The sequence below is a fragment of the Leisingera sp. ANG-DT genome (assembly GCF_000813785.1).
Classification (GTDB): Bacteria; Pseudomonadota; Alphaproteobacteria; order Rhodobacterales; family Rhodobacteraceae; genus Leisingera.
In genome coordinates, this window is the sequence record NZ_JWLE01000001.1 from 356,940 (window position 1) to 371,756 (window position 14,817).

The 14,817-nt window shown below is 62.7% G+C and carries 13 protein-coding genes; 7 read left to right on the top strand and 6 right to left on the bottom strand.

The window, feature by feature from the left end:
• Nucleotides 1–63: 63 nt before the first annotated feature.
• Nucleotides 64–438, top strand: a complete 375-nt coding sequence (locus RA21_RS01770; protein WP_039145730.1) for a hypothetical protein — start codon at nucleotides 64–66, stop codon at nucleotides 436–438.
• 153 nt (nucleotides 439–591) lie between these two features.
• On the opposite strand, the gene RA21_RS01775 is transcribed toward RA21_RS01770, so the two are convergent.
• The 6 genes from RA21_RS01775 to miaA form a co-directional block, all read right to left on the bottom strand.
• Entirely contained in the window at nucleotides 592–2,682 is a 2,091-nt protein-coding gene (locus RA21_RS01775; protein WP_039145732.1) for a dipeptide ABC transporter ATP-binding protein, read from the bottom strand.
• Between the two features lie 94 nt (nucleotides 2,683–2,776).
• Nucleotides 2,777–3,991, bottom strand: coding sequence for an ABC transporter permease (locus RA21_RS01780; protein ID WP_019296150.1), 1,215 nt, complete (start codon nucleotides 3,989–3,991; stop codon nucleotides 2,777–2,779).
• 15 nt (nucleotides 3,992–4,006) lie between these two features.
• Nucleotides 4,007–5,059, bottom strand: coding sequence for an ABC transporter permease (locus tag RA21_RS01785; RefSeq protein ID WP_019296151.1), 1,053 nt, complete (start codon nucleotides 5,057–5,059; stop codon nucleotides 4,007–4,009).
• A gap of 119 nt (nucleotides 5,060–5,178) precedes the next feature.
• The gene (locus RA21_RS01790; protein WP_039145733.1) at nucleotides 5,179–6,843 is read right to left on the bottom strand and encodes an ABC transporter substrate-binding protein; all 1,665 of its coding nucleotides are present in this window, start codon (nucleotides 6,841–6,843) and stop codon (nucleotides 5,179–5,181) included.
• Between the two features lie 311 nt (nucleotides 6,844–7,154).
• Nucleotides 7,155–7,958, bottom strand: a complete 804-nt coding sequence (locus tag RA21_RS01795) for a helix-turn-helix transcriptional regulator (protein WP_039145735.1) — start codon at nucleotides 7,956–7,958, stop codon at nucleotides 7,155–7,157.
• A 130-nt stretch (nucleotides 7,959–8,088) separates the two neighbouring features.
• Nucleotides 8,089–8,964, bottom strand: a complete 876-nt coding sequence (gene miaA / locus RA21_RS01800) for a tRNA (adenosine(37)-N6)-dimethylallyltransferase MiaA (protein WP_241483459.1) — start codon at nucleotides 8,962–8,964, stop codon at nucleotides 8,089–8,091.
• Between the two features lie 114 nt (nucleotides 8,965–9,078).
• Between miaA and pyrH the strand changes: the two genes are divergently transcribed.
• From pyrH to rseP, 6 genes are all read left to right on the top strand, one after another.
• Nucleotides 9,079–9,828: a UMP kinase gene (gene pyrH / locus RA21_RS01805; RefSeq protein ID WP_019296155.1), complete on the top strand. Its 750-nt coding sequence runs from the start codon at nucleotides 9,079–9,081 to the stop codon at nucleotides 9,826–9,828.
• Nucleotides 9,829–10,082: 254 nt separating this feature from the next.
• A complete protein-coding gene (frr, locus tag RA21_RS01810) occupies nucleotides 10,083–10,646 on the top strand; it encodes a ribosome recycling factor (RefSeq protein WP_019296156.1) in 564 nt (187 codons plus the stop codon).
• An 8-nt stretch (nucleotides 10,647–10,654) separates the two neighbouring features.
• Nucleotides 10,655–11,413, top strand: coding sequence for an isoprenyl transferase (locus RA21_RS01815; protein ID WP_039145736.1), 759 nt, complete (start codon nucleotides 10,655–10,657; stop codon nucleotides 11,411–11,413).
• Nucleotides 11,410–12,186: a phosphatidate cytidylyltransferase gene (locus RA21_RS01820; RefSeq protein WP_019296158.1), complete on the top strand. Its 777-nt coding sequence runs from the start codon at nucleotides 11,410–11,412 to the stop codon at nucleotides 12,184–12,186. Before RA21_RS01815 ends, RA21_RS01820 begins: the two co-directional genes overlap by 4 nt.
• Before the next feature lie 16 nt (nucleotides 12,187–12,202).
• Nucleotides 12,203–13,375, top strand: coding sequence for a 1-deoxy-D-xylulose-5-phosphate reductoisomerase (dxr, locus tag RA21_RS01825; RefSeq protein ID WP_039145737.1), 1,173 nt, complete (start codon nucleotides 12,203–12,205; stop codon nucleotides 13,373–13,375).
• 4 nt (nucleotides 13,376–13,379) lie between these two features.
• Complete coding sequence (gene rseP, locus RA21_RS01830) at nucleotides 13,380–14,729, top strand: RIP metalloprotease RseP (RefSeq protein WP_039145739.1); 1,350 nt, start codon at nucleotides 13,380–13,382, stop codon at nucleotides 14,727–14,729.
• The last annotated feature ends 88 nt before the right edge of the window (nucleotides 14,730–14,817 follow it).

Genomic DNA, 14,817 nt, shown 5'->3' on the forward strand with positions numbered 1-14,817 from the left:
CTGAGCGTCAAGCATTTGCCTTAATTTTTCGTAAATCTGTGCGCAGGTTCTGGAGGGAATGCCTTGTATATCAACAGCTTCGACGAACGCCTTGAGCGCATTGACTGGCAGCCAAGCGCGGTGCCGACCCGCCAGATGATCGACAGCGTTCTGGCAAGCCGCCTGCCGCTGCAGCCGCGCAGTGCGGTGCTGAGCCTGGCCGGGGCTGTGACGGGCATTCTGATCGGCGTTGGCGTGAAGGGCATGGGCATCGCGGGTTCGGCCTGGGGGCCGGAAACCGGGCTGGCTGGACTGCTTGGCGGCGGGCTGGCGCAGGTTGGGCTTGCGGCGTCGGTGGCTGCAGCTTTGCTGGCCGCCGCCAAGGGCAGCAAGGCGCCGCGGCTGATGCAGTTCGCCTCGATCAACCTGCTGATGATTGCAGTTCTGCTGCTGAGCTGAACCAGGTTTCCCCCGTGGGAGTGGGGGAGTGATGTGGAACCCCATGTGCTGCCGCCTGGCACCGCATGGGGTTTTGCTTTGCGGCGATGCCAGCGCATGAAAAAGCCGGGGTGCTGAAACCCCGGCTTTGTTGTCACGTTTTGATCTGGCGCCTTACTCTGCTGCGACCTTGATCACCGGCTTCATGCGCTCCAGCACGTCGTCGCTGAGGTGGCATTTGATCTGGTGGCCGCCGTCCAGTGTGCGCACCGGCGGAACCTCCTTCTCGCACAATCCGCCCGGCACCTCGGATTTCCAGCGGCAGCGGGTCTGGAACGGGCAGCCCGGCGGCGGGCTCATGGCTGACGGAATGTCGCCTTCCAGAACGATGTGCTCTTTCTCCACGGAGGTGTCGGCAATCGGCACCGCGCTCAGCAGTGCCTCGGTGTAGGGGTGGTAGGGCGGCGCAAACACCTGATCGGTGTCGCCTAGTTCCACCACATGGCCGAGGTACATCACCATCACACGGTCGCTGAGATAGCGCACAATCGATAGGTCGTGGGAGATGAACAGAAGCGTTGTCTTCTCGTTCCTCTGAATCTCCATCAGGAGGTCAGTGACCGCGGCCTGCACCGACACGTCGAGCGCTGAGACCGGCTCATCCGCCACCACGATGCGGGCGCCGCCGGCAAAGGCGCGGGCAATGCCCACACGCTGCTTCTGGCCGCCCGACAGCTGCCGCGGCATCCGGTCGGCAAAGGCGCGGGGCAGTTTCACCAGGTCCAGAAGCTCCAGCATCCGCTTGCGGCGTTCAGCCTCGGAATTGCCAATACCGAAGATTTCCAGCGCCCGCATGATCTGGCGGCCGACGGTCATTGAGGGGTTCAGCGTATCAAAGGGGTTCTGGAACACCATCTGCACGTCGGAAACAGTTTTGGTGTCGCGTTCCTCGATCGGAATCTGCTCGATATTGCGGTTGTCGAGCAGGATTTGGCCCTCCGTGGCGGTCTCAAGTCCCATCAGCACCTTGGCGAATGTTGACTTGCCGCAGCCGGACTCGCCGACGATGGCGAGGGTTTCGGACTCGCGGGCCTCGAAGCTGAGGGTTTCGTTGGCTTTCACCACCTTGGTGTCGCCGCCGCCGAACAGGGCATTGGCGGCCACCTCGTAGTATTTCTTGAGGTTGTCCATCTTCAGGACAACCTTGCCCGGTGCGGTCTTTTCCTTCTGCTCGCCCACCGTGATCGGGGCGTTCCAGTCGATTTCCTGGAACTTCAGGCAGCGGGTTTCGTGCCGGTCGTTGCCGTGCACAGGGGACATCGGGATCACCATGTCCTGATCGCAGCGGCCCTCTTCGAAGTAATCGCAGCGCGGGCCGAAGTTGCAGCCGGGCGGGCGTTCATGGGGCAGGGGGAAGTTGCCCGGGATCGCCACCAGCGGGCGCGAGTTCTTGTCGGCGCCGGGCAGCGGGATCGAGCGGAACAGCGCCTGGGTATAGGGATGCTGCATTTCGTCGAACACATCGTGGATCGAGCCGCGTTCAACCGCCTCGCCGGAATACATCACGCAGAGGCGGTCGCAGGTTTCCAGAACCAGGCCCAGGTTGTGCGAGATGAACAGCATCGAGGTGCCGTATTTCTTGCCCAGATCCTTGACCAGCTCAACCACCGCGGCCTCCACCGTCACGTCGAGCGCGGTGGTGGGTTCATCGAGGATCAAGAGTGCAGGCTTGGACATCAGCGCCATCGCAATCACGATCCGCTGCTGCTGGCCGCCCGACAGCTGGTGCGGGAAGGAGTTGAGCATCCGCTCCGGGTCGGGCAGGCGCACGTCTGTCACCACTTCCAGCGCGCGGGCATAGGCTTCCTTTTCGCTGACGCCCTCGTGGATCATCGGCACTTCCATCAGCTGCTTGCCGATCTTCATCGCCGGATTCAGCGAGGCCATCGGCTCCTGATAGATCATTGCTATCTCATTGCCGCGGATGTCGCGCAGTTCTTCGGCGCTCATCTCGGCCAGGTCGCGGCCTTTGAACTTAATGGTGCCGCCGACGACGCGGCCGTTCTTGCCCAGATCCTGCATGACGCCAAGCGCCACGGTGGATTTGCCGCAGCCGGATTCGCCGACCAGGCCCACGGCCTCGCCGGGCTGCACGGTGACCGAGAAATCCATCACCGCGGGAATTTCCCGCAGGCGGGTGAAGAAGGAGATCGACAGCTTGTTAATCTCGAGGATCGGGCCGTCGTATTCTGCCAGTTTGTTCATATTCTATTCTCCCTGTTGGAGCGGGCGGGGAAAGGATCCCCTTCATCTGGCTCCAATTTACCGGGGGACCGGGCGGGCCGGTCCCCCAGCCGGATCAATCCTTCAGGCTTTCTTCGCGCAGGCCGTCGGCCAGCAGGTTGAGGCCCAGAACCAGCGTCAGCAGCGCAAAGGCAGGCGGCAGCGCCGGGTGCAGGTAGATCGACAGCAGCTTGCGCCCGTCATTGATCGTGGAACCCCAATCCGGGCTTTCCGGCGGCAGGCCAAGGCCGAAGAAGCCGAGGGTACCAAGCAGGATGGTGGTGTAGCCGATGCGCAGGCAGAAATCGACAATCAGCGGCCCGCGGGCGTTCGGCAGGATCTCCCACAGCATGATGTACCAGGGGCCTTCGCCGCGGGTCTGGGCAGCCGCCACGTAATCGCGGGTTTTGATGTCCAGCGTCAGGCCGCGCACGATACGGAACACCGTGGGCGAGTTGACGAAGACCACCGAGACGAACACCACCAGGATACCGCCGGGGATGTCGAACATATCCATCACGCGGGGCAGGCCCGGGATCGAATAGGCCGGGGTGTTGATCAGGTAGCCGCCATTGGAAACCAGCTGCAGGTAGAACCAGATGATGATCCCCAGAACCAGCGGCAGCACCAGGTTGCGCACTTTGGGCCGGGTGTAATAGCGCGAGTTCAGCAGCACCCCGACAAAGACAATCGGGAAGATGAACAGAACGATCGCCATATAGTTCGGAACACCGGTGGCGACGATTTCAGGCGTGACCAGCAGGTAGAACAGCAGGATCACCGGGAAGGCCAGGATCAGGTTGGCAGCAAAGGACAGCGTGGTGTCCAGGCGTCCGCCGTAGTAGCCCGCAGGCAGGCCCAGGGTGATCCCCACCATGAAGGCAAAGACGGCGGCCATCGGGGCGATCTTGATGACTTCCCAGGCGCCTTTGACCAGACGGCTGAACACGTCGCGCGCCAGGTTGTCGCCGCCAAGCAGGTAATAGGGGTAGTCCGCTTCGGTGGCGCCGTTCATCGGGGTGCCGGGGACCTTGTTCTTCATGCCCGAGACCTGCACCAGCGGGTCATGGGTAATGATCATGTCCATGGCGCCGTAGATGCCGGTGAACACCCAGAACATCACCAGGCCAAAGCCGATCATGCCGATGGGGCTGTCAAACAGCTTGCCATAAAGGCCAAGGCGCCGTTTGAAGCCGATGGAAGCTGCGTAGAGGATTACCAGCGAAAACCAGACCGGGGACAGCTGGTAGATGATACGCCCCGCAATTTCGAATGTGCTAAGAGGTTCCATGCTCTGCTGCCTTCCTTAAGAGATCCGGATACGCGGGTTCAGATACACATAGCCGATGTCGGAAATCAGCTGGGTGATCAGCACCACGAAGACTGAGACCACGGAAACGGCCAGCAGCAGTTCAATGTCGTTGTTGCCTGCGGCTTCCACTAGGATCCAGCCGAAGCCCTTGTAGTTGAACAGGGTCTCGACGATCACCACGCCGTTCAAGAGCCAGGGGAACTGCAGCATGATGACGGTGAAGGGGGCAATCAGTGCGTTCCGCAGCGCGTGCTTCAGAACGATGTTGTGAAAGCTCACACCTTTTAGGCGGGCGGTGCGGATGTATTGCGCGGTCATAACCTCGGTCATCGAGGCGCGGGTCATCCGGGCGATATAGCCCATGCCGTAAAGCGCGATCGTCAGCACCGGCAGGAAGAAGTTCTCGAAGTTCGGGTTGTCCATCGCCGAGGTGGCGGTGCCCTTGAACCATTTGAGGCCCACGGTGGAGGAGGTGAAGACGGCGATAAAGATCACGCCGGAAACATATTCGGGTGTTGCCGTGGTCAGGATCGAGGCGGTTGAAAGGCTTCGGTCGGTGACAGAGCCTTCTCGCATGCCCGCCAGCACCCCGATGATCAGGGCAGAAGGCACCATCAGCACCAGCACCCAGAACATCAGGCGGCCTGTATTGCCGAGCCGTTCTGCGATGATGGTGGAGACTTCATCCTTGAACCGGGTCGAATAGCCCCAGTCGCCTTGCAGAATGCCGCAGAAGGTCGGCGCTTCAGCGGCTTCCTCAGCGCTGACCGCGCCGGTCATGCAGCGTCCGGTGAACCCTTTCTCGGTCTCGCGGGTCCAGCCCGGCAGAACGCCCAGCCATTGTCCGTATTTCGAAACCATGGATCCGCCATAGCCGTTGGCGTCCAGCCAGCTGGCCACGGCCTCATCCGACATGCGGAAGTTGCCCTGGGTTTTGGCGAGTTTTTCGAGGTTGGGGTAGAGGTTCGTGAGGAAGAACACGATGAACGTCAGGCACAGGGCCGTCAGCAGCATCACGCCCGAACGGCGGAGAATGAAAAGTCCCATTTGGGTCCCCTGTCAGTCTGGCGGATCGGACCCGGCTCAAAGGGCGGGTCTCTTATCTTTTGAGCTGGAAAGCACCGCCCCGGAGGAGGGGCGGTGCAAGAGGCGGGAGCCGGCGGGGCTTAGGCTGCCCAGCCCCACTTGTAGTGGTGATGCTCGAAGGAGACGTGCATGTCGGCACCGACAACACCTTCGCGCATGTGGCGGTACAGCGAACGCCAGTAGGGCTGAATGGTCACGCCCTCTTCCTGGATCAGAGCCTGGCCCTTGGCAGAGATTTCGCGGCGCTTGTCGGCGTCAGCGATCGACAGGGCTTGCTCTAGCAGGGCGTCGAATTCCGGGTTGGACCAGCCAAACTCGTTCCAGGCTTCACCGGATTTGTAGGCCAGCGCCCAGATCTGCACGCCCAGCGGACGGTGGTTCCAGTTGGTCGAGGAGAACGGGTATTTGGCCCAGTCGTTCCAGAAAGTCGAGCCCGGCAGAACGGTCCGTTTAACCTTGAAGCCAGCATCGCGCAGCTGTGCCGCCACCGCATCGGTGGTGTTCCGGCGCCAGTCGTCGTCGATCGACAGGATTTCATGCTCGAAATCCATCATGCCGGCTTCTTCCATCAGTGCCTTGGCACCTGCGGGGTCAACCTTCTGCGGCGGCAGTTCGGCGTATTCCGGGTGGATCGGGCCGACGTGATGGTTTTCCGCAGTTTCGCCGCGGCCGCCGTAGCCCAGCTCCAGGCAGACGGAGTTGTCGACCGCCATCTGGATCGCCTTGCGGACGCGCTTGTCGGCATAGGGCTGCTTGCCGTCGATTTCCGCCAGCTGGTTGGTGCGGATCACGATCGAGGACATGGTGACAACTTCGGACTTCTTGTAGCCGAGGCCGTCCATCACGTCGATGAATTCGCCCACCGATTCATAGAGCATGTCGACTTCGTCGGATTCCAGGGCCGCCAGCCAGGAGGACGGGTCGGTGCCGAAATCGACGTATTCGATGCGGTCCAGTGCCGGCTTGCCATAGATCGCCTCGCCCCACCAGGTGTGGTCGTCGTTGCGTTCCAGAACAGAGCGCACGCCGACTTCCAGTTCGGTCAGCAGGAACGGGCCGGTGCCGACGTTCTGGGTGAAGTCGTTGGTCTGGAAGGAGGAGTGCACGATGGCCGCCGGATAGTCGGCCATGCCCGCGATCAGCGAAATATCGGAGGCCGGCAGGTTCAGCTTGACGGTGTGGCTGTCGACGACTTCGATGCCGCCCTCGACTGCCTGGCCGGTTTCGCTGTCGATCAGGGTTGCGAAACGGCCGGCCATGGAGTTGCCTTCCAGGCCCTTGTCGCACCAGCCTGCGATGTTGCGGGCAACGTCGTCGGCGGTGAAGTCGTCACCGTTGTTCCACTTGACGCCCTGGCGGACGTTCAGGGTGTAGACGGTGGCGTCTTCGTTGATCTCCCAGCTTTCCAGCAGCATGCCGGTGAAGGAGCCGTCGTTGTTGTATTCCACCAGGTATTCGATGGTGCCGCGGGTCTTGTTGGCCATCTGCGACCAGTCAAAGGTGCGCGGGTCCTTCAGCGGGCGGACTTCGGTTTGCACCCGAAGTGTGCCGCCCTGCTTTTTCTCTTCTGCCGCCTTAACCGGGGCGGCCAGGCCGATCATGCCATAGGCAGCGGCGGCAGTGACGCCCAGCGAGGTGGCGCGGGTCAGGAATTCCCTGCGGTCCAGCTTGCCGTCCAGCACTTCCTTGGCGTGCATCTTGGCGGCCCAATGGATCGGGGCTCCGTTGATGGTGTCTTTGGTCATTTAAGTCTCCCTGTCGTACCGTTCGGTCATTTTTGTGCGAAACGGATATTGGCCCGGCGGTGTGCCAGGCGATTTTGGTTCAGGTTTTGGATTAAAGTTTCCCCATGCCTGCATTCCGGCAGAGATACGGCGTTTCGTCAATGCACAGTTTCGTCGTTTCCGTGTAAAAATACGACATTTCCGGCGTCGGTTTTATTATTCGGGGCGGCATACATCCGCATACTGTTCAAAACTGCCCAGTAATAGGGCCAGCATTTGAAGGGATTTCCGGTGTGGCGGGCCATGCGGCAGGATTCTGCTGACGGATCAGGCTATTGCAGTTTTTTGCGGGCGGAATCGCGCAATCCGCTGGGGGGCTGGCCGGTATGCTGCGTGATGAAGCGTGTGAAATAGGCGGCGCTGCCAAAGCCCAGCCGGGCGGCAATGTCGCGAATGGGTATATCTGAAGTGATCAACAGTGTCCGTGCGGCGTGCAGCTGGCGCTCTGTCAGAAGGGACGCTGCGGTCTTGCCAGCGGCAGCTTTGCAGACCCGCGTCAGATGTGTCGGGGTCACGTTCAGGGCCTCAGCATGCGCAGCCATTGTGGTCTGGCAGCCCTGCACCCCGGAAATGCGCTGGCAGTAGGCCCGGCACAGGCGCAGCGCCGCAGATTGCCGAGGTGCCGTGTCCGGCTGACGTTGCAGAGCGACGGCTGCAAGCTCGCTATGGGCTTGCACGGCGCGGTGCCAATGCTGCCCTTGTGCAGCCTGCTCGCGGCTGATCGCCTCGAAGTGCCCGCCCAGGCCGGTTTGCTCCTGCAGGCTGGTGAAGCGCTTGTGCACAGGGGCTTCAGGAAAGGGCGGCAGCAAGGGGCCTGTCATCGATAGCACCTGGCCCAGGCACTGGCGGGAGAATTCGGCCGACCAAAGTGCCCCGGCCGGCACAAAAATGACACTATGCAGGCCGAAGCCGCGCTGCTCCCCATTCAGGAAGAAGCGGCCTTGCCCGCGCGTGATCCAGATCAGCAGGTGTTCGTTTCGGCTGTGGGCCAATGCAGTCTGCCAGCCGCCGTCCGGTGCCAGCCGGACCAGCGGCGCGGCATGGAACTCTCTGGGAAGATCTGAATCAAAGGGCATCAGCAATCTTAAGCAGCAGAACCGGTTTTGGTGGCCGCAGCAGGTCACGGATCGCTGATTCTGGCAAGATTCCGCTTGCTGAAGGCTGAAATGATGAAAGTTTTAGGGGCTGGCGCGAGACGGTGCGGGCTCAATCGAGCGAGATCTGGTGCCAATCCTTCATCCGGGCGCGGAACCAGCTGCGCTGCCGTTTGGCAAACTGCCGGGTGGCGACGGCGGCGCGCTCTTCCGCTTCCTCAAGCGTCAGGCGGCCGTCGGCGTAGCCCATCAGTTCCGGCACGCCGATGGCTTTGCAGGATGGCAGCGCGGGGTCATAGCGGCTGCGCATGGCGTCGATCTCGGCCATCGCTCCCTGATCCAGCATAAGTCCGAAGCGTTTGCGGATGCGCGCCTCCAGCCATTTCTTATCCGAGTTCAGAACCATTGCCGTGCAGTTCTGCAGCGGCAGCGCCGGGGCAGGGGTATCGTCCTGCCAACTGGCCAGGGGGCGTCCGGTGGCTTTCAGCACTTCCCAGGCGCGCTGCACCCGGGCGCGGTTCATCAGGTCGATACGGCCCGCGGTCTCCGAATCCAGTTCTGCACGCAGCGCATCCAGCGGCAGGCTGTCGCCTTCGGTGCGCACCGCGGGCGGGGTGGCGGGGATTTCGGCCATGCCCTCTGTCAGGGCGGTGAAATAGAGACCGGTGCCGCCGACAATGATCAACCGTTCCGGCCCGTCCAGAAGCGGAAGCACCTCGCGCAGCCAGTGGCCGGCGGAATACTCAGCGTCGTAAGGCACATGGCCATAAAGCGCGTGTGGCGCCTGCGCCTCTTCCTCTGCCGAGGGGCGGGCGGTGATCACCCGCCAGCAATCATAGACCTGGCTGGCGTCTGCGTTGACAATGATTCCGCCCTGACGGGCCGCAATTTCCAGTGCCAGCGCGGACTTTCCAGAGGCCGTGGGGCCTGCGATCAGCACAGGTTTGCCGGGGTCGATGTCGGGCAGGTTCATCGGGGTGCAGTCCATCTTTGATGCCAGTTCCGCAAAACTGCGGGGAAAGCGCGCTGCGTGGATTGAAACTGGCAGCGAATTCCTTCATTTTGCCGCGCAAATTAACCCTCACATCTTCTGGAGCGCAACATGCCTCAACCGCAAGAAAAGCCGGAACTGGATCCGGCCGCCGCCTATAAACGCGTCATGCTGAAAATTTCGGGCGAGGCACTGATGGGCGACCAGGGGTTCGGCCTGCATCCGCCGACCGTGCAGCGCATCGCCCGCGAGGTGAAAACCGTGCACGACATGGGGGTGGAAATCTGCATGGTGATCGGCGGCGGCAACATTTTCCGCGGGCTGTCCGGCTCTGCCCAGGGGATGGAGCGCACCACCGCCGATTACATGGGGATGATGGCCACCGTGATGAACGCGCTGGCAATGCAGTCGGCGCTGGAAGGTCTGGGGGTGTTCACCCGGGTGATCTCAGCTATCCGCATGGATGAGGTCGCCGAGCCCTATATCCGCCGCCGCGCTGTGCGCCACCTGGAAAAGAAACGGGTTTGCATCTTTGCTGCCGGCACCGGCAACCCCTATTTCACCACCGACACTGCTGCGACGCTGCGCGCCAACGAGATGGCCTGCGAGGCGATCTTCATGGGCAAGAACGGGGTTGATGGCGTCTACGACAAGGACCCGGCGCAGCACGATGATGCGGTCCGTTATGACGAAATCAGCTATGACGACGTATTTGCCAAGCGGCTGAAGGTGATGGATGCCTCCGCCATCGCGCTTGCCCGCGACAACAACCTGCCTCTGATCGTGTTCCCGCTGGATGAGCCGGGCGGTTTCCGCGGCATTCTGGCGGGCAAGGGGACCTATACCAAGGTTCACGGCTGAGCTGCCGAGCAGCCGGCTGAAACCGCGGGCTGTGATCGCCCGCGGTTTTTTGTGATCTGACCTGAGTGCCTGTGCGGGGCTGATCCCGTGAATTCCGCGGCAGGCAGGCTAGATCGTGCATCACGGAGGGCGCGGCCAAAGCGCAGGAGATGCCGCCCCGGCGGCACCAAATCCTCCGCTTGATCGCTATACATCAGCCTTCCAATGGCTTATGAGCCAATGGAAGACCGCCTCAGATAAGGGGAGAGAGCAGCATGTCTGATGATTTTGAACTGGATACCGACGATCTGAAACGCCGCATGGATGGCGCCATGGCCAACCTGCGCACCGAATTTGCGTCGCTGCGCACCGGCCGGGCTTCGGCCTCGATGCTGGAGCCGGTGATGGTGGATGCCTACGGCTCGCCGACGCCGATCAACCAGGTGGGCACCGTCAACGTGCCGGAGCCGCGCATGGTCACCATTAACGTCTGGGACAAGGGCCTGGTCGGCAAGGTGGAGAAGGCGATCCGCGAATCCGGCCTGGGCATCAACCCGCAGCTCAACGGCACCATCATCATGCTGCCGATCCCGGAGCTGAACGAGGAGCGCCGCCGCGAACTGGGCAAGGTGGCCGGCCAGTATGCCGAACACGCCCGGGTGTCGATCCGCAACGTCCGCCGCGATGGCATGGACCAGATCAAGAAGGCCAAGGCCGACGGCATGTCGGAAGACGATCAGAAGTTCTGGGAAGCCGAGGTGCAGGAGCTGACCGACAAGATGATCAAGCATGTGGACGAGGCGCTTGAGACCAAGCAAGCCGAGATCATGCAGGTCTGACGGGCAGTATGCCAGGAGACACAAACCCGCACGCGAGTGCTGCCGGAGAAGTTCCGGCGGCCCGCTCCGGCCCGCGCCATGTGGCCATAATCATGGACGGCAACGGCCGCTGGGCGCAGGCCCGGGGCAGGCCGCGGCTGTTTGGCCACCATGCAGGTGCGCGCCGGGTCCGTGAAGTTGTCGAGTGCTGCCCAAGTCTGGGCGTGGAATACCTGACCATCTTTGCCTTCTCGACTGAGAACTGGAAACGGACGCAGACCGAAGTTGCCGGTCTGATGAGCCTGTTCCGCCGCTACATCTCCAAGGAAATGAACGCCTTGGCTGAACAGAACGTCCGTGTGCGCTTTATCGGCGACCGGGTGCGGCTGGATGCCAAGCTGATTGATCTGATGGACAAGCTGGAGCGTAAGACCGAAGGCAACAGCGGCACCCAGCTGACCATTGCGCTGAACTATGGCGGCCGGGATGAGGTCGCACGCGCCACCAAGCGGCTGGCGCGGGATGTGGCCGAAGGCCGGCTGGACCCTGATCACGTCGATGAGGAAACCCTGCCGCGCTATCTGGACACCCATGTGCTGCCGGATCCGGACCTGGTGATCCGCACCAGCGGCGAGGCGCGGATCTCAAACTTCCTGCTGTGGCAGTCGGCCTATGCGGAATATGAGTTCATCGACACGCTGTGGCCTGATTTCTCGGGCGAGGAGCTGGAGCGGCTGTGCAACAGCTATGGCCGCCGCGACCGCCGGTTCGGGGCGGTCAAGACATGAGTGCTGCCAAGGACCGGTGGGCGGACCTGCTGCCGCGGGCTGTATCTGCCATCGTGATGATTGCCGCAGGCGGTTTTGCGGTCTGGGCTGGCGGGTTCATTTTCAATGCTCTGATCGCGCTGTGCTGCGGCGGCATGGTGTGGGAGCTGGTACGGATGCTGATGCCGTCACGCAGCGGCACGGCGCTGCAGCTTGGCGCGATCTCAGCCGTTGCGGTACTGCTGGCGTCGCTGCTGCCCGCCCTGTGGGTGCTGCCGGTGCTGGCCGCACCTGTGGCCGCCGGTTTCAGTCAGATCCGTGAACGGCGGCAGTACTTCACCGGGTTCGCGCTGTGGGTGCTGCTGGCAGGGTTCGGTTTTATCTGGCTGCGCGGCCAGATGGGCATGGCTTGGATGCTGTGGCTGATCTGCATTGTGGTTGCGACAGATGTGGCCGGGTATTTTGCGGGCAAGGCCCTTGGCGGACCCAAGTTCTGGCCCCGTGTCAGCCCCAAGAAAACCTGGAGCGGCACCGCGTCGGGCTGGATTGCGGCTGCCATTGTCGGGGCTGTCTTCGCCGCGCAGTTGGGGCAGGGCTTTGGCCTTGTCGTGCTGTCGGTTCTTCTGTCGATGGCCAGCCAGGCCGGCGATGTGGCGGAAAGCGCCCTGAAGCGCAAGATGGGCGTCAAGGATTCCAGTGCGCTGATTCCCGGCCATGGCGGGCTGTTTGACCGCTTTGACGGGATGCTGGGCGCAGCGGCCATGTTCCTGGCCGTCGCTGCCTTCTGGGGATAACCAGTCAGGAAAGACCATGCGGAAAATCTCGATCTTCGGCGCCACCGGGTCGATTGGACAGAACACCATCGACCTGATCCGCCGCGCGCCTGACGCCTATGACGTGGTGGCGCTGACCGGCGGAGCGAATATCGCCAGGCTGGCCGAAGACGCCATAGCCTTGCGTGCGGATGTTGCCGTTACCGCCTTTGAAGACCGCCTGCCGGATTTGCGGGCCGCGCTGGCGGGCTCTGATGTCGAAGCGGCAGCGGGGCAGGCGGCGCTGGTTGAGGCGGCGGCGCGCCCGGCAGACTGGATCATGTCGGCGATTGTCGGCGCTGCGGGGCTGGCCCCGGGGCTGGAGGCGCTGAAACACGGCACCACGCTGGCGCTTGCCAACAAGGAATCGCTGGTCTGCGCAGGCAGGCTGCTGCTGGAAACCGCGGAACAACACGGCGCCCGGCTGCTGCCGGTCGACAGCGAGCATTCGGCGGTGTTTCAGGGGCTGGTGGGGGAAGACATTGAAGCGGTTGAGCGGATTGTCATCACCGCATCGGGCGGTGCCTTCCGGGATTGGCCGCTGGAGGATCTGGCGAAGGCAAGCCTGGCGCAGGCGTCCTCGCATCCCAATTGGGACATGGGGCAGCGGATCACCATCGACAGCGCGTCGATGTTCAATAAAGCGCTGGAAGTCATTGAAACCCGGGAATACTTCGGTGTCCGGCCCGATCAGATCGAGGTGCTGGTGCATCCCGAGTCCCTGGTGCACGCGCTGGTCGGCTTCAATGACGGCGCGCTGATGGCACATCTGGGTGCTGCCGATATGCGCCATGCCATCGGCTATGCGCTGCACTGGCCCGCGCGCCAGAACCTGCCGGTGGAGCGGCTGGACCTGGCCCGCATCGGCCAGCTGAATTTCCGCGCCCCGGACCTGGCCCGCTATCCGGCGCTGCGCCAGGCCTATGAGGTGATGGAGCGGGGCGGGCTGATGGGCGCGGCGTTTAACGCGGCCAAGGAACAGGCGCTGGACGAGTTCATTGCCGGGCGCATCCGGTTCACCGATATGGCCGCCGTGACCGCTGCAGTGCTGGAGCGGATCGAGGCGGATGGCGGCCTCATAGATGCCGCAATGACACTTGATAACGTGACCCGGGTTGACCATGTCGCCAGGAAACAGGCGGCGCGCGCCGCAGAAGAACGCATAGGGTAGAATTTTGGACGTACTTTCTTTTGTCCCGCAGTTTGGCGGTTTTCTCTATACAATCGCCAGCTTTGTCGTCGCTTTGTCGGTGATCGTGGCGGTGCATGAATACGGCCATTACATCGTCGGCCGCTGGTCGGGCATTCATGCTGAGGTGTTCTCCATCGGGTTCGGCCCGGTGCTGTGGAGCCGGATGGACAAGCGCGGCACCCGCTGGCAAGTGGCGGCGCTGCCCTTTGGCGGTTACGTGAAATTCCTGGGCGATTCCGATGCGGCCTCCGGCAAGGATGCGCTGGCGATGGAGGCCGCCGCCGCGGATCCCGCCGCCCTGCGCCGGACCATGCACGGTGCGCCCTTGTGGGCGCGGGCGGCGACGGTTGCGGCAGGCCCGGTGTTCAACTTCGTGATGTCCGCCATCATCTTTACCGCTGTAGCGCTGTCGCAGGGCAATATGCGCGAACCTCTGACCATTGGAGCCCTGGCGCCGCTGCCCGGGCTCGAGAACGGTTTGCAGCAGGGGGATGAGCTGATCAGCGCAGGGGGAGTTCCTGTTCCGAACTACCAGGACAGCGATGCGTGGGAGGCATTCCGGCAGGCGCTGCCGCAGCAGCAGCCGCTGGAGTACGCCGTTCGCCGGGGCGGTGACGAGATCGTGGTCGACGGGCCCTTTCTGTATCCGCCTTACGTGCACGGCGTAGTGCCGCGCAGCGCGGCGGCTGATGCAGGGCTGCAGCCGGATGACGTGATTGTTGCAGTGGACGGCACCCCGCTGGTGTCTTTTGAGCAGCTGAAGGAACTGGTTGAGGCGGCTGATGGCAAGGTGCTGGTGCTGGATGTCTGGCGCGGCGGCGAAACCGTCGAAATGGCGCTGGCACCGCGGCGCACCGATGAGCCGCAGCCGGATGGCGGCTTTGCCACCCGCTGGCGGATCGGTATCGTCGGCGGGCTGGCCTTTTCGCCGGCAACCGAAGCCGCGGGATTTGGTGAAGCTCTTGCGGCAGGCAGCTATCAGGTCTGGGCGGTGGTGGAGACCTCGCTGTCTGGCCTGAAGCACATGATCACCGGGGCGATCAGCACCTGTAACCTGTCGGGGCCGATCGGCATTGCCGAAACCTCCGGCGCGATGGCCAGCCAGGGGGCGGAGAGCTTTATCCGCTTCATCGCGGTTCTTTCGACTGCAGTGGGCCTGCTGAACCTGTTTCCCATTCCCGCATTGGATGGCGGCCACCTGGTGTTCTATGCCTATGAGGCCGTGGCAGGGCGTCCGCCCAGCGACCGGGCGGTGCGGGTGCTGATGACCTTTGGCATAGCTGTGGTGCTGTCGCTGATGGTGTTTGCCTTGGGCAACGACCTGTTTTGCTGATCAACGACAGCTGAAGCACTAACAAAGGGCGGCCATAGTGCCGCCCAAGTGCTGCCACATTCCCCCGTTAACTTTTCCTCAACCTGCA

What these genes read in the sequence shown, in the direction of transcription:
- pyrH (WP_019296155.1), top strand. Translation starts at nt 9,079, where the DNA reads ATGCCTCAACCGCAAGAAAAGCCGGAACTGGATCCGGCCGCCGCCTAT.
- miaA (WP_241483459.1), bottom strand. Translation starts at nt 8,964, where the DNA reads ATGGACTGCACCCCGATGAACCTGCCCGACATCGACCCCGGCAAACCT.
- RA21_RS01795 (WP_039145735.1), bottom strand. Translation starts at nt 7,958, where the DNA reads ATGCCCTTTGATTCAGATCTTCCCAGAGAGTTCCATGCCGCGCCGCTG.
- RA21_RS01785 (WP_019296151.1), bottom strand. Translation starts at nt 5,059, where the DNA reads ATGGGACTTTTCATTCTCCGCCGTTCGGGCGTGATGCTGCTGACGGCC.
- frr (WP_019296156.1), top strand. Translation starts at nt 10,083, where the DNA reads ATGTCTGATGATTTTGAACTGGATACCGACGATCTGAAACGCCGCATG.
- RA21_RS01775 (WP_039145732.1), bottom strand. Translation starts at nt 2,682, where the DNA reads ATGAACAAACTGGCAGAATACGACGGCCCGATCCTCGAGATTAACAAG.
- RA21_RS01780 (WP_019296150.1), bottom strand. Translation starts at nt 3,991, where the DNA reads ATGGAACCTCTTAGCACATTCGAAATTGCGGGGCGTATCATCTACCAG.
- RA21_RS01790 (WP_039145733.1), bottom strand. Translation starts at nt 6,843, where the DNA reads ATGACCAAAGACACCATCAACGGAGCCCCGATCCATTGGGCCGCCAAG.
- dxr (WP_039145737.1), top strand. Translation starts at nt 12,203, where the DNA reads ATGCGGAAAATCTCGATCTTCGGCGCCACCGGGTCGATTGGACAGAAC.
- RA21_RS01820 (WP_019296158.1), top strand. Translation starts at nt 11,410, where the DNA reads ATGAGTGCTGCCAAGGACCGGTGGGCGGACCTGCTGCCGCGGGCTGTA.
- RA21_RS01815 (WP_039145736.1), top strand. Translation starts at nt 10,655, where the DNA reads ATGCCAGGAGACACAAACCCGCACGCGAGTGCTGCCGGAGAAGTTCCG.